At 46.1% G+C, this 15,204-nt stretch carries 11 protein-coding genes; 10 read left to right on the plus strand and 1 reads right to left on the minus strand.

The window, feature by feature from the left end; all coding sequences use genetic code 11:
* Nucleotides 1-4: 4 nt before the first annotated feature.
* The 9 genes from HXT28_RS00055 (at nt 5) to HXT28_RS00095 (ending at nt 9,243) form a co-directional block, all read left to right on the plus strand.
* A complete protein-coding gene (locus HXT28_RS00055; RefSeq protein WP_422113421.1) occupies nt 5-889 on the plus strand; it encodes a lysophospholipid acyltransferase family protein in 885 nt (294 codons plus the stop codon).
* 184 nt (nt 890-1,073) lie between these two features.
* Complete coding sequence (locus tag HXT28_RS00060) at nt 1,074-2,069, plus strand: NAD(P)H-dependent glycerol-3-phosphate dehydrogenase (RefSeq protein ID WP_016636822.1); 996 nt, start codon at nt 1,074-1,076, stop codon at nt 2,067-2,069.
* A 122-nt stretch (nt 2,070-2,191) separates the two neighbouring features.
* A complete protein-coding gene (locus HXT28_RS00065; protein ID WP_422113422.1) occupies nt 2,192-3,334 on the plus strand; it encodes a D-alanine--D-alanine ligase family protein in 1,143 nt (380 codons plus the stop codon).
* A gap of 129 nt (nt 3,335-3,463) precedes the next feature.
* The gene (locus HXT28_RS00070) at nt 3,464-4,465 is read left to right on the plus strand and encodes a CPBP family intramembrane glutamic endopeptidase (RefSeq protein ID WP_016636824.1); all 1,002 of its coding nucleotides are present in this window, start codon (nt 3,464-3,466) and stop codon (nt 4,463-4,465) included.
* A 67-nt stretch (nt 4,466-4,532) separates the two neighbouring features.
* The gene (locus tag HXT28_RS00075; protein ID WP_064347706.1) at nt 4,533-5,879 is read left to right on the plus strand and encodes a homoserine dehydrogenase; all 1,347 of its coding nucleotides are present in this window, start codon (nt 4,533-4,535) and stop codon (nt 5,877-5,879) included.
* Between the two features lie 72 nt (nt 5,880-5,951).
* On the plus strand, nt 5,952-7,037 hold the full coding sequence (gene thrB / locus HXT28_RS00080) for a homoserine kinase (RefSeq protein WP_064347708.1): 1,086 nt from the start codon (nt 5,952-5,954) through the stop codon (nt 7,035-7,037).
* Nucleotides 7,038-7,092: 55 nt separating this feature from the next.
* On the plus strand, nt 7,093-7,401 hold the full coding sequence (locus HXT28_RS00085; RefSeq protein ID WP_016636827.1) for a hypothetical protein: 309 nt from the start codon (nt 7,093-7,095) through the stop codon (nt 7,399-7,401).
* A gap of 10 nt (nt 7,402-7,411) precedes the next feature.
* Nucleotides 7,412-7,765, plus strand: a complete 354-nt coding sequence (locus HXT28_RS00090; RefSeq protein ID WP_004135602.1) for a hypothetical protein — start codon at nt 7,412-7,414, stop codon at nt 7,763-7,765.
* 44 nt (nt 7,766-7,809) lie between these two features.
* Nucleotides 7,810-9,243 (plus strand): Maf family nucleotide pyrophosphatase, encoded by a 1,434-nt coding sequence (locus tag HXT28_RS00095; protein ID WP_422113423.1) that lies wholly within the window; start codon nt 7,810-7,812, stop codon nt 9,241-9,243.
* Nucleotides 9,244-9,386: 143 nt separating this feature from the next.
* Here HXT28_RS00095 and HXT28_RS00100 read toward each other — a convergent pair whose 3' ends face one another.
* The gene (locus tag HXT28_RS00100; protein ID WP_422113424.1) at nt 9,387-10,328 is read right to left on the minus strand and encodes an AEC family transporter; all 942 of its coding nucleotides are present in this window, start codon (nt 10,326-10,328) and stop codon (nt 9,387-9,389) included.
* Between the two features lie 535 nt (nt 10,329-10,863).
* Between HXT28_RS00100 and HXT28_RS00105 the strand changes: the two genes are divergently transcribed.
* Nucleotides 10,864-15,036: an Rne/Rng family ribonuclease gene (locus HXT28_RS00105; RefSeq protein WP_422113425.1), complete on the plus strand. Its 4,173-nt coding sequence runs from the start codon at nt 10,864-10,866 to the stop codon at nt 15,034-15,036.
* Nucleotides 15,037-15,204 lie beyond the last annotated feature (168 nt).

Here is a 15,204-nt window from a genome sequence, read left to right on the forward strand (position 1 = left end):
ACGTATGGTATCAAAAGGAAAACCTTCGCCAAGAAGTGCTGTCAAACCGCTCAGTGATGAGCAAGTAGAGCGTTTAGCACGCGTACACAACTTAGTTGACCCAACGTATTACTATCCAACGGGAGCGCGCAAACCAAACGAAGCTGAAATCAACGCGCAAAATCCAAAAGCAACCGAAAGATTGCTCGAAGGAACGTCGCGCGTATTGCGTTCGCGCTGCAAAGTAAAGGCGTGGGGATTAGAAAACGTGCCAGAAGAAGGCGTGTTTATAACCGCTTGCACGCACGTAACAATGTTCGACGTTTTTGTACCAATGACAGCGCTATTCCACCAAGGACGTAGACCTCGCTACATGGCAAAAGCAGAACTAGCGCACTGGCCAATCTTAGGCAAATGGTTCCAGCTAGTAGGTATGCAGTCGGTTCCGCGCAGAAGCGGAAAAGCGCGCGAAATTGAGGAAGAATCTATTAAAATCCTCACCAACGGCAGACCGCTGAGCATTTGGCCGGAAGGCACTTTAACGCGTGACCCTCACAAATGGCCGATGAGCATGAAACCAGGCGTTGGAATTATTGCGCTCGAAGCTTCTCGCAGACTAGGGCATCAGATTCCGCTATTTTGCGCGGTTGTTTGGGGTGCTGCAAGCATTAACCACTGGTGGCCTTGGCCAAAGAAAAATGTGGTAATGTGCTACGATACTCAGCTTGATTATGCCGACTTGCTGCAGGGAAGTGAAACTTGGGGAGAATTACCCCCAATGGAAGCAGCTGAAGAATTAGCTCGTCGCGTGCGAGTGCGCATGACGCACATCATGGAAGAGATTCGCGGCGAAAAAGCGCCTGCTGGATACTTTGATTACAGGCAGATGAAACGCGTCACGGAAGAATAACAATATACGGAAAGATACAAGGAAGAATACAATAAAGTAGCTTTTTAAAATCCCGTAAAGCGGCGTGTGTAGTATTAAGTAATAGTGTGATTATAAGTCAAAATTGAGCTGCAAATTAGCCTGCGCAATACGCGAAACTATAACGCAGCCCACGAAACTTCAAACCGAAAGGCAGGACGTAAACATGAACGTTACGGTGTTGGGTGCTGGTGCTTGGGGAACTGCATTTGGTCAAGTGCTTGCGGACGCAGGAAATCAAGTGACGATGTGGGCAATAGAGCCGGAAATCGTTGAAGGAATTCGCGACCATCATCATAACGGTGTGCGCTTGCCAAGCGTGGAAAAACTGCCAGAAAATATGACCGCAACTGGGGATAGAGCGGAAGCTGTTGCGAACGCGGATATTGTAGTTGTGGCTATTGCGGCACAATTTGCTCGCGTTGCCTTAGCAGAATTCGTGGGTTTGATTCCACAAAACGCGATTGTAGTTTCGCTTATGAAAGGCATTGAGCGCACAACAGGCAAACGTATGGACGAAGTTGTGTGTGAAGCTTTGAACTTACCGCGTAACCGTTTTGCCGCACTTTCCGGACCAAACTTAAGCAAGGAAGTTGCTTCTCGTCATCCGGCTGCAGCAGTAGTTGCGTGCGCAGAAAAATCTCAAGCAGAAGTAGTCGCAAAAGCTTGCTCAAACAGCTACTTTAAGGCGTTTGTGTCAACCGACGTAATCGGCGTAGAAATGTGCGGCTCGCTGAAAAACGTGGTTGCGCTCGCAGTTGGCATGGCTCGAGGCGCAGGATACGGCGAAAATACTGCAGCCATGATTGAAACGCGCGGTTTGGCAGAATTGACAGCATTGGGCGTTGCAGAAGGCGCAGATTCACGCACTTTCGCAGGTCTTGCAGGCTTTGGCGATTTGGTTGCAACTTGCGGATCCCCATTAAGTCGCAATTACACTTTCGGTGCCAATCTTGGTAAAGGCATGAGTGTTGAAGAAGCAACAGCTGTGAGTAATGGCGTGGCTGAAGGTGTGCCAACCACAAGCGCAGTAGTTGCAATGGGCAAACGTTTGGGCGTCGCAACTCCGCTCGCAAGTGCAATGGCTCGCGTGCTGGAAGAAGGAATCTCCTGTCAAGAAATGCTCGCAATGCTTTTTGACGAAGATGTTTGCGAAGAGTAGGTAGCTTTTGCGAAAAGTAGCGCGAAAAGTAGCGCGAAAAGTAGCGCGCGTAAATAATCGTAAATAATCGTAAATAATCGTAAATAATTAAAATAATCAAAACTAAAATAATGAAGGAAAAAATGACGAAAAAACGCGTAGTGTTTTTGTATGGCGGTAAAGCGGACGAACATTCGATTTCTTGCATATCTGCTGCTGGAGTGCTCAGTGCTGTAGATGAAAATCGTTTTGAAATCGTACGCATTGCAATCACGAAGCAAGGAGAGTGGATTGTTGGTGGTGAAGATCCACGCAACTTCCGTATGGACGAGGGGGAGCTTCCAGTAATCACAAAAACCGCAAAAACGCGCGATGTTGTGCTTGACCCTGCAAAGGGTGCAGACGGATTTTTGGTGCGCGAAGCTGACGGTACGCTGACAAGTTTAGGTCATATTGATGCTGTTTTCCCTGTGCTTCACGGTCCAAACGGTGAAGACGGCACTTTGCAAGGTTTGCTTGAGATGATGCAAGTTCCATACGTTGGTTGCGGAGTGTTGGCATCAGCTGCGTGCATGGATAAATACTATGCAAAGCAACTATTTAAAGCAGCCGGAATTGCTGTGGCTTCTGGAATTGCACTGGATGCACGCAAGTTTGCAAGCGATTCGGCGAATAATTTTGTTGCATACGCAAACGAAATTCTTGAGCAAGTTGAGGCTGCAAAACTCGAATACCCGCTTTTCGTAAAACCAAGTCGCGCAGGATCTAGTTTTGGTGTAACAAAAGTGGAATCGCACGATGCCCAGGCTTTAGCACAAGCTGTTTTTGAGGCTTCAAAACACGATTGGCGAGTATTGGTAGAGCAAGGAATTGACGCGCGTGAAATCGAGTGTGCGGTGCTTGCAGCTCGTGACGGCGAAGAGCCTCAAGCAAGTTTGCCTGGAGAAGTGGTGCTCGACAAGCGTCAGGCAGGTGAAGATCAGTTCTACGATTTTGACAGCAAATACATGGATTCTGCAGCTTCGCACGTTGAAGTTCCAGCAGATCTGCCGGAAGAAACTTTGGAACTCGTTCGCAAAACGGCGCTCGCAGCATTCAAAGCGGCAGACGGGCGTGGGCTTAGTCGAGTAGACTCTTTCGTGACTAAAGACGGGCGCGTAATTCTTAACGAAATCAACACAATGCCTGGATTTACGCCAATTTCCATGTATCCAAAAGCTTGGGAAGCAACCGGAATAAGCTACAGTGATTTAATTACGAAACTTATTGAAGGTGTTCTGAAATAACTTCATGAACTACAAAAATAATTACTGAGTAAATCGCAAAAAAATAATTGAATGATCAACAAAAAAGTAATTACCTATCAATAAAAAGTAATTACGTAAGTGGTTGCAAAATAGCAAAAAGGAACAGGTATGCAAAATTTGCAAGAACCTCAACATGACGATACATATGTGTTGGCACGTAAACGCCAGGGGACTGTTGGCATGTCTTTATGCCTGTTCCTTGTAGTTTGGATTGGTGTTGCGTATGCTCTCGGTATACTTTTTCAGCAATACGTGCCTAAAGGCATGCTGAGTGACTCTTTTAGCACAATACTGGTATCGGATATTGCACAATATGTAATTGCGCTTCCAATCGCTATGCTACTTATGCGAACTGTTCCAGTGGAAACAACTCGCCAATTTCCTATGAAATTACGTCAATTTGGCGGATTCTTTGCAGTAAGCATACCGATTATGTATATCGGAAATTTAATCGGTACTGCGCTCGCTGCGTTTCTTAGTGGTGGGAAAGCAGAAAATCGTGTTTCTGACACCATTGCATCGGGAAACATGTGGGAAACGTTTATATTTGTAGTAATTCTTGCACCAATCGTAGAGGAATGGCTTTTTAGAAAACAAATATTGGGAAGATTACGAGCATACGGTGAAAAACGAGCAATTGTATTTTCCGCACTTGCTTTCGCGCTTTTCCATATGAATGTGTTCCAATTTTTCTACGCATTTGGGTTAGGACTTGTATTTGGATATATGTATGTTCGCACATCTACCTTGCGATACAACATACTGCTTCACATGATTGTGAATTTCCAAGGAAGTATAGTCGCATTATGGCTGGAAAAGCAATTAACAGATGCAAGCGGCAATATGATTGAGGTAGATAAGCTGTCAAATCAGGAACTGTCAAGGCTTCCAGCAGGTTTTATGTTAGCTGGCATCTATGGAATATTTATGTTTATAGTGCTTGTAATTGGCGTAGTGTTGTTGGTTCGTCGTCGCAAGTATCTTGTGTTCTTTGATGCGCCGCAAGAGCTTCCAAAGAAAGCAGGCAACAAAGCTTTATATGGAACTGTTGGAGTAATCGCATTTTTGATAATTTCAATACTGCTGAATGTGCTTATGCTATTTGCGTAAAAGCAAGTAACAATAATCGCATAACAATAAAATATAAAATGTAAATCAACGTAGGGAGGCGAAAGCTATGCAAAGCGATCAGTTAACTCATAAGACTATTCGTGTGGGACTGTTGGGTGCTGGAACTGTTGGTTCACAAACAGCGCGACTCATAGTCGAACAGCGCGATGAGCTTGCTGCTCGAACAGGTGCTGTTGTTGAGCTTGTGGGAGTTGCATGCTTACGCCCGGAAGAAGTTGACGCTCCTTGGATTGCTCGCGATTTGCTTACTACAGATACGGCAGCGTTGTGTGCTCGTGAGGATGTGGATATTGTAATTGAGCTTATTGGTGGGCTTGAACCGGCTCATACTTTCGTAAAAACTGCACTTGAGCACGGCAAATCTGTTGTGACTGCCAATAAAGCGTTGCTTGCAAAATTTGGTCCAGAATTGTATAAGTGCGCAGAAAGTCACGGTGTTGACCTGTATTTTGAGGCTGCTGTAGCCGGTGCAATCCCTATTTTGCGTCCGCTTCGAGAGTCGCTTATTGGTGACGAAATTACGCAAATTTTTGGCATAGTAAACGGCACTACTAACTATATTCTTGACGAAATGACGGTGCGCGGACTTGATTTTGATACTGCTTTGCGTGCAGCTCAAGAAAAAGGTTATGCTGAGGCGGATCCAACTGGAGACGTTGAAGGTTTCGACGCTGCAAATAAAGCTGCTATTCTTGCGACGCTCGCATTTCAAATGCCGGTAAGTATTGACGACGTTTCAGTTGAAGGAATTACTGCTATTACTGCTGCGGATATTGCGGCGGCGAGCGCGGAAAAGCGTGTAATTAAGCTACTTGCAGCTGTTGAACGACATGACGAAAACGGCGTAAGTGTTAGCGTGTATCCGGCGCTTGTTGGAGCGGAGCATCCTTTGGCGTCTGTACATGGCAGTTTTAATGCTGTGTTTGTGAAAGCGCAGGCTGCAGACGACTTAATGTTCTATGGTCGTGGTGCTGGCGGTGCTCCAACAGCCAGCGCTGTTGTGGGAGATGTTGTGAGTGCGGCGCGAAATCTTGTGCGCGGATGTGCAGGTTTTGGCGTGCCAATGTACAACAAGTATGTGCCAGCTTCTGACGAACAGGCTCGTGCAGATTTTGTGGTGCGATGCAACATGGAAGATACTTCGTTAGCATTGTGTGAAGAAGTAATGGATGTGTTTGCATCTCACGGCGTTCAGGTTGAGCGTTTATCTTCATCGTGCGAAGCACAATATGAAGGTGATGGTGATTGTCCAGCATGTGGAATTGGTGGGCAGGGAGATATGCGCATGCTAGCAAAAGCCTCTTCTGAAGCGGATTTGCATGAGGTTATTGCTGATTTACAAAAGCTGGATGTAGTGTGTGGAAAGCCGCTGGTTTTGCGCGTTATCAAGTAGAAAAACTGGCGGGGAATCGAGTAGCGTAATAATCAGCGTAATAATCAGATAATTAAGCGAGAAGGTGATTGTATGAAACCAGTATGTAATAGTGTTTCTGTGCGCGTGCCGGCAACTAGCGCAAATCTTGGTTCTGGCTTCGATACTGCTGGCATAGCACTTGATTATGCGGATTCTTTAGTTTTTACTTTGGATGATAATCATTCTAAAAATTCGCTTGATTCGCTTGATTCGCTTGATTCGCTTGATTATGCGGGAAACGTGCGCGTAATTATTCACGGCGAAGGCGAGGATACGCTTCCAAAAGATGAAACGCATTTAGTTGTATCAACATTTCGTAAAGCCTGCAAAATATTTGGTCTGCCAAACTTACGATTTACGTTAGAAGCGCATAATCGGATTCCGCAAGCTCGCGGTATGGGATCGTCTGCGGAGGCAATTGTCGCAGGAGTGGCGGCTGCTTGGGCTTTTGCGCATGAAGGTGAGCTTAATCACGAAGCAATCTTTGAAATTGCTGCTGCAATTGAAGGTCATCCAGACAATGTTGCTCCTGCAGTTTTTGGTGGTTTGACGATGAGCTGGAAGCTTGATGCTGGGGAAGGCAAAGGTTCCGTGCGCGTGGCTGGAGATTGCGAAGTTCCACTTTCTACCGGTTTTCATACTGTGCGATACAAAGTTTCGCGAGATATTTCTGTGTCGGTATTCGTTCCTGATTTTGAGCTTTCTACGGAGCTTGCTAGGCGCGCACTTCCAGCAAAAGTGCCGTATGGTGACGCAATATTTAACGTATCGCGAGCTGCAATGCTTCCGGTTGCGTTTGGTGAGTTAAATGGCGATTCTGAAGATAAATCAGAGACAGTAAAATCTGATATTTCGCGGAATGCGCTACTTTTTGCTGCAACTCAAGATGCGCTTCATCAAACGTATCGCGCAAGTCTTATGAAAGATTCGTGGAAGCTAGTGGAAACGTTGCGCGAGCATGGTTTTGCGGCCGCGATTTCGGGAGCAGGATCGTGCGTTGCTGTATTTTATGCAGGAAACAGTGCGCTCGCAAACGCACAAATCGACAAAATTGCAGAGCCGTGGCTTTCGCGCGATGGCTGGCGGGTGCTTCACGTGTCGGTTGATTCTGCAGGCGTGGCAATAACTCGCGAATAGGCTGTGCGAAGTTGTAATGAAGTAGCAAGTCAATAAATTGTGGTACAATTAGTTAATGGTTATTAGATTTGATCCCAAATCTGCATACAAACATTTTGATGAAGATCATCTAAATGAGGAAGAGATACGAAAAGCTATGGCTGAACCTATATGGTTTGCTTTAGTTAATCCTAATGATGTGTCAAATCCGCCTAGTTCAAACGGAACATTCGTTGCACTAGTCATATGTTTAAGGCATCCAGGTGCGTGGAAGGATGATTTAATTGAAGTGCTTGCAAGACCTCAAGGTAAAGATTTTTTGGTGTTTCACGTAGAGCATCTGACTGATAAATGGTTTAAATATTGGAAAAGATGGGGCAAATGAGGTGATTTGCATGGATATTTATGAGAATTTAGCTGATGAAAATGTGTCTGCTCCAAATAATCCTCCTGTAGCTCAATTTTCAGGCAAGGATGCTTCGGTAATTATGCAAACTTTACTTTCTGAAGATTCTGATGCAACTGAAATATTTGCATCCTTATCTGGACCAGGAAGACCAAATTCGAAAGAAAGGCGCGAAAGTAGTGTTCAAGAGCGTTTTCGTGTACCTAAATCTTGGAGTGAATATATTTCTCGCGCTGCTAAAAGAGATGGCATGCCAAATAAAAGCAAGTATTTACAATCTTTGATTTTGAGAGACGCTCAGATGCATAATGAGCAATGCCAGCTACAGGCGGTATTACAGTAACCAGAAAATAGGCTGTGTGAAGTTGTAAAAAGGAAGAGTAAGGTATGACAGTTTCGTTGATTTTGGCCTCGCAGTCTCCTTCGCGTAGAGCGGTTTTGGCGGCGGCTGGTGTGATTCCGGTAATTCATGTAAGTGAAGTGGATGAGCCGGCGGCTTTGCGCTATGCGGCTAGTGAGCGCGGAACAAACGTTGAAGAGTTGAGCGCTGAGCAACGCGTTTCGATTTTGGCGTGCGCGAAGGCTAAGGCTGTATATGAGTCATGGAAGCGTGTGGCAGATGCGGCTGCTTCAGCTAGTGGCGATTTGGTTGTGGGGTATCCGCTGGAAGCTGAGCCTGAATCTTCTGAATCTTCTGAATCTGCTAGTAACGCTTTAGCAAGCGACTCTCAAGCAGACGTAACGCATAATGTAGATACGGCGCAAACCCGCGACTTTTCAGGCGTAACTGTGCCTACCAAGACTTTCGATATTCACGATTTTGCGCATCTCAATAAATCTTCTAACGATTGCAACAGTGTGCTGATTGTTGGCTGCGATTCCATGTTCCTGCTTGATGGTGAGTGCTACGGAAAGCCGCATACGCCTGAAATTGCTTTTGAACGAATCAAGAATATGAGTGGGAAAACAGGGCAATTGTGGACTGGTCACTGCTTAATCGACGCAAAAACCGGCAAATTCGTGTGCAAAACAAGTCACGCAAGCGTAACTTTTGCGCAAATGAGCGACGCTGAAATTCGCGCGTACGTAGAAACTGGCGAACCGCTGGAAGTTGCGGGATCCTTTACGCTAGAAGGTTTTGGCGGAGCTTTTATTGAGGGAATTCAGGGAGATCCTCACGGCGTTCTTGGAATCAGCTTGCCGCTGCTTCGCAATATGGTTGCCGAGCTTGGGTACGCGTGGCCGGATTTGTGGAATAAGAATACTTTGGAAGAAGTTGGTGCGAAGAACGATCCGACTTCCACTGAAGTGCCTAAAGAAAATGTGCATCAGCCGGGAGACGGCTGGGTACATTGCAATTGTGGTCGCAGACACTGGGGTCATAACGGTGCTGCTGGCGTGCTGCTTGCTAGACGAGATGCCGAAACTGGTCGCGTGACGCACGTTGTGATGCAGCATCGCGCGCTTTGGAGTGCGGAAGGTGGTACTTGGGGTATTCCGGGCGGCGCGATTTCCGACGGCGAAAGCGCAATTGAGGGAGCATTGCGCGAGTCTTTTGAAGAAGCGAATATTACTTCGGAAGATATTGAGGTTGTTGGGGCTTACCGTGAAGATCACGGAAACTGGCGCTACACAACGGTTTTTGCGTTTGAAAAGCCGGGGCATAGGGTTGAGCCTTGCGCGCACGACGACGAGAGTATGGAAATTAAGTGGGTGCCGATTGACGACGTGCCGAAGCTAAAGCTGCTTACGGCAATGCGAACGGATTGGCCGTCTTTCCGAGCGCGCCTTGATGGGCTTGCTACGCGACGACCTGCTTGAGCGTAGCGCTCCAAACTTGAGAGAATCATCTCGCATTTGGAGGGTTTGAGGCCGTGTAGCGCTCCATTTACGGGGAACTTATCTCGCATTTGGAGGGTTTGGGGTTGTGCGGCGCTCCAAGCGCGGTCAAAGCAAGCGCGCAATTACCCTAAAATAGCAGCGATTACGGCTATGCAGATTGGGCTAGTTACGGTAGAAAACAGTATGCCATCGCGAGCGAAACTTAAGCCAACGTTGTATCTAGCAGCATAATTGTAAACGTTCTGACCCGTCGGGAGCGCAGCAAGCACAACGCAAGCGTATAAAGTCGCCCCACGAAAGCCCATCATAAAGTAAGCTAGCACAAACGCAATAATTGGCATAATCAGATTTTTTAGCACAGCAACCGTGGCAATGGCAGCGCGATTAGAATCTTTTTGCAGTGGTCTACTTCCGTAAAGTGACATGCCGAAAGCCATCAAAATCATAGGAACCGCGGAATCGCCAATCATTTTAATAGGATCGTACAAAAAATTCGGCACAGGAGAATATCCAACTTTAGCTGAAATTGCAGAAATCACAATTCCGCCGAGAGATCCAATTAAAAGCGGTTGCTTTAAAGGTTGCTGAGCAATACGTTTTAGTGAACATTTGCCGGTGGTTGTAATGTCAAGAACCGTCAAACCAACAGGCGTAAAAACAGCCTGTTGCATAACCAAAATCGGAGCTACAAGCGCAGGATTTCCCAAAATATAAGTGGCAACCGGCAAGCCAATATTATTTGAATTTAAATAAAGCGAATTGAGCGCGCCAATTGTGCAGTCGGCTGCAGGAAGATGGAAAAACAGGCGGTTCAACAATACGAACGCAAGTCCGACAATCATCGCAGAAAAGAACGCAACAAAAATTGAAGAATGAAAAATCTCAAAAATAGGCTCTTTAGAAAGAATTGCGAACATTAAGCACGGGCTGGAAACGAAGAAACTTACACGATTGAGCACCATTTGAGCCTGAGAGCCGCCAATGCGAAGGCGCGCGGTAATGTAGCCGGCAAGAATCACAATGCCGATTACGCAAAAGCCTTGCATAGCGCTGATTAAGCCCATTTCGTGCCTCCTTATTAGGCGACTACTCACTAACTTGGTAAATAGCTTCATAACTTTCGTAATTGGTGATTCACTTCGTAACCGATAATCTACTCACTAACTGGTAACTTACTCGGTAACTGGTAACGCACAAATTACTTGCTAACCTATGTTGCAACTATAGGAGTGCTATGCAACTTTTTGCACAAGAGTGAGTTATGTAACAAGTGAGTTATGTAATAGATATGTTGAGATGATGTGGTGACGTGCCTGTGGTGTGCTAATGCTCGTTTTGAGGGCTTTATCGGTACGCTTTGTGTGTTGTGCTGTATGTTTTTGCTTTTGCTTACTTGACTGCAAGCATTTGCTTACTTGACTGCAAGGAACAGTACGTTTGAAACTGAATATTTACTACATTCGATATTTGACCCGGCAATATGGCATACTAGAGGACGGTGGCACTGCAAGCCGCCAGGCGATTGATGGCGTCGATCCCCTCGTGAGTGTATTCCGAGGCTGGTGTCCGCCATTGTGCAGCTAGACTTTACGGAGAGCCTTGGGGTGGCTCGCGTACGTGCGTGTTCATCTTAAAGCCAAGGAATACGAGGCGATGCAGCGTCTTGTGAGGAGCATAGTGCCCAGAATAATGAAGAAAAGCTTCAACGAATCTGAAGCTGAAGATAGTACAACTATGTCTAAAAATGCATCAAAATCTATAAATAGTATTACGAGTGTAAGTGACGTAGCATCTACTGATAAAACTGCAACTGATCAAACTACTGTTTCTGCAACCAACAGTGTTGTGAACACTGCACAATCTGTGAATACTGCACAATCATCTTCTAGTGTAGTTCGTCGTCGTGGTCGTCGCGTAACACGTGGTGCGGGAGCTGCTGGAGAGGCAATGGAATTGAAAGTAGAAGATACTGGATTAAAGAATGCTGAGCCTCATACGGTTCAAGTTCGCTCAATTGCTCCTGTGTTGTTTCAGGAACCGGTACTTCCTGTACGCGCCGAAAAGCATGATGAAAATGGGGAAGATTCTCGCAACAATATAAGTGACGAATCAAGTGGTGATTCTCGCAACAAATCTCGTAATTATAGTGATGGTCGTAATGAGGATCGCGCTACTAGCCGCAATGATCGTAATGATCGCAGTAATCGTAATGATCGTAATGATCGCAATGAGCGCAGTAATCGTAGGTTGCGTGTTGAAAGACGCGGCGATTTTCGTGACGATCGTTATGCCGATAATTATCGCGGCGATACTTATGGGGATGAGTACGAAGATGCGTACACTGACAATTACAGGGGTAAGTACGCTGATAAGTACGCTGAGAAGTATTCTGATAAGTACGCTGATAAGTATTCTGATAAGTACGACGATAAGTACGATGCAAGCCGTGAAACAACGCGTGAAACTAACCGTGCTGTATCACGTATGCAACAGAAGAATCTGAATCGAAAAGATAAGCGTAATTCTGTTTTCGATGATGAGTTTGATGAGCGAAATATTCGCGACGATGCACGTTATGATTCCCGTGACGATGCGCGTGACGATGCGCGCCAAAATATTCGCGAATCTCGCCGTCGCCGCAATGGCAGGAATCGTGAGGATGATGTATTTGAGCGCCCAAATCGTCGCTTAGCAAATGAAAAAAATAATAGTAACGGCAATAACGGCAATAGTGACAGTAACACTAACACTAACAGCAAAAAGAACAGTAATAATCGCAGTGCCAATAGTAATGGCGGTAATGGCGGTAATAAGGAAATTACTTATGCTGAAAATACTGAAAATACTGAAAATGCGGGTAATGCTACAAATGATGTAAACGCTGGGAATGCTCGTAATGCTCGTAACGCTGGGAATACTACTCACGATATTGACTGGTATCAAAATCGCGATGAGCAGCCTCGTAAAAGTCAGCGTTCTCGCCGTTCTCGTCGTCTAAATGCAGTTGAGCGGCGTGCGGCTGCTGAAGTTGAGCAAATTGAAGAAGATCTTGCTTATGACGATATTGTGTACGCTCCAATCGATACGCGTATTGATGAAACGCTTGATGTTAGCGATATCGTAGACGCAGGCGGTAATCGTCGTGTGCATCGCCGTAACTTTGCATCTCGTGATGATTTTGATCGTGACACTTTGGATGATGATGTGGCTGATGATTCGCGTGATGATTCGCGAGATTATGAATTGCGAACTCGTTCAAGAAATATCACTGCGTCGCGTAACGTTCCTGATAGTGACAACAAGAGTGATGGCGATAGTGGCGTTAATGGTGACAATAATGATGACAACAGCGACAATTACCATAATGGTGATGATGAAGGAATAATATCTCGCCGTCGCCGTCGCCGTCGATCTTCTCGCGCCAATCGCAATGCGGATCGTAATACAGATCGTGGTGCCGATCGTAGCGCGGATCGCAATGCAGATAGTGATACAGATCGCAACACAGATCGCGATTCTCGCTACAATTCTCGCGATATTGATGAAGATATCGATTCTCGAATAAACCGCGAAGATTTTGAAGCAGTTTCTCAAGAAGATCGTGATTTAATTCCTGATCCAGATGAACTTCGTGCGCAGGATGAAGAAGAAACGTTGTATACGCGTCGTCGCCGTCGTCGTCGCTCGAAATCTTCCGATGACTCGTCTTCTGCATCGTCTTCTGCGTCGTCTTCCTCGTCTTTATCAGACGATTCACGCAATAGCGTTGACGAAGATGCTCCCCGTCGCTCCCGCAAGCAACAGTATATTGACGAAATTACGGATATTGAAGGATCGACGCGACTTGAAGCGAAGCGTCAGCGCCGCCGAGATAACCGTCGTGAGCGCAGTCGTCAAAACTTGTTAATGGAACAAGATTTCCTTGCGCGTCGTGAAAACGTTGATCGGCTTATGGTAGTGCGTGAGCGTGATCGCCATACACAGATTTCAGTTATTGAGGACAATGTTCTTGTGGAGCATTACGTTTCCGATATTCAGGAAGTCGCAACTGTTGGCAATATTTATCTTGGTCGCATTCAGAATGTGCTCCCAAGTATGGAAGCCGCGTTTGTTGATATTGGTCAGGCTCGTAACGGCGTGCTATATGCTGGTGAAGTTAACTGGGATATGACACGTTTGGAAGGTCAGCCTCGCAGAATTGAGTTGGCATTTAAGTCTGGTGATCCTGTACTGGTGCAAGTTACGAAGGATCCTATTGGCCATAAAGGTGCGCGTTTAACTTCTCAAGTAACGCTTGCTGGTCGTTTCCTCGTATTGGTACCATCCGGGGGTATGACAGGCGTAAGTCGTAAGCTGTCAGATCGAGAGCGCTCGCGTTTGCGCGCTATTGTTGCCAAAATTGCGCCAAACGACATGGGTATTATTATTCGTACTGCTGCTGAAGGCGCAAGCGAAGAGGCAATACAGAAGGATCTTGAGTCACTGATTAAACAGTGGAATCGTATTGAAGCAAAGCGCCAAGAATATTTGCATGGTAAGCGTCCGAAATTGCTACAAGGTGAGCCTGATGTGGCAATTCGTGTGGTTCGCGATATCTTCAACGATGACTTCCAGAAGCTTATTGTTGAGGGTGAAGGTGTGCATCATCGCATCGATGAATATCTTGAGATGATGGCTCCAGATTTGCGTAGCAAGGTTGAATATTGGGATCCTGCTGATCATGAAGGCAAGGATGTGTTCGATAAGTGGCAGATTGATAGTCAGCTGCGTAAGGGCATGGAGCGACAAGTGTATTTGCCTGCAGGTGGTTCGATTGTGATTGATCGTACGGAAGCTATGACAACAATCGATGTGAATACTGGTAGGTTTATTGGACGCGGTAAGTCTTTGGAAGAGACGGTAACGCGTTGTAACTTGGAAGCTTCTGAGGAGATTGCGCGACAGCTGCGCTTGCGTGATATTGGCGGCATGGTCATGATTGATTATGTTGACATGGTTATGCCAGCTAATCGTGATTTAGTACTTCGTAGGCTTTTGGAGTGTTTGTCGCGCGATCGTACGAAACATCAAGTTGCCGAGGTTACTTCTTTGGGTCTTGTGCAGATGACGCGTAAGCGTGTTGGTCAAGGCTTGGTGGAGGCGTTCTCTGAGGAATGTCCTACTTGCAAGGGGCGAGGCTTTATTTTGCATGATGAGCCGACTGTTTCTTCTGAGTATGCTGATCCTTACGCACTGAAGGGCGGCGATCCGTTCGTTAAAACCAATAAATATGGTCATGGAAGCGCAACGGAACAGCCTGCGCCTGTGAAGCAGCAAACTTCAAGTGCCGACGTGCGCGCTAAGTTGGCACGTATTGCTGCCGCATCTGTGATTACTGATGCTGCTCATCGTGCTGATGAAGAAGTGAGCGATACTGGACTTGAGAATCTTAATGTAGTGGAAACTGACGGAACTGCTGCGGAGGCTGAGGAGACATCTGCAGAGTCTACTGAGGTTAAGGCTGTTGCGGAGTCTACTGAATTTGCTGAGGTTACTGAAACTGCTGGAGCTGCTGTGGAGGCTGCTGTGGAGGCTGAGGGTACTGAGGCTAAGGTTGTTGAATCTACTGAAGTGACTGCTACTGCGGAAGAATCTTCGGAAGTAATAGAATCTAGTGAAGAATCTACTGCTGAATCTACTGAAGAAGAAACTACTACTGAAGAATCTACTGAAGAAGCTGTAGAAAATCGCATGGAAACTTCAGCAGAAAACAATACTGAAACTGCTTTATAAGTAATGAAGTATATGGCTTGAGTACAATAGTGAATATTGTCTGCATCGCCTTATGTGGCTAGCGCTTGACGTTAGTACATGGGTGGGTGTAATTTTGATAGTCGGTGTCTTGCCGCGTGCGTTTCGCTGCGTGCAAGGCAAAAGTAAGCTTTCAATTGAGCTAAGGAA

This window comes from Gardnerella washingtoni (genome assembly GCF_049262705.1).
Taxonomy (GTDB): Bacteria; Actinomycetota; Actinomycetes; order Actinomycetales; family Bifidobacteriaceae; genus Bifidobacterium; species Bifidobacterium vaginale_D.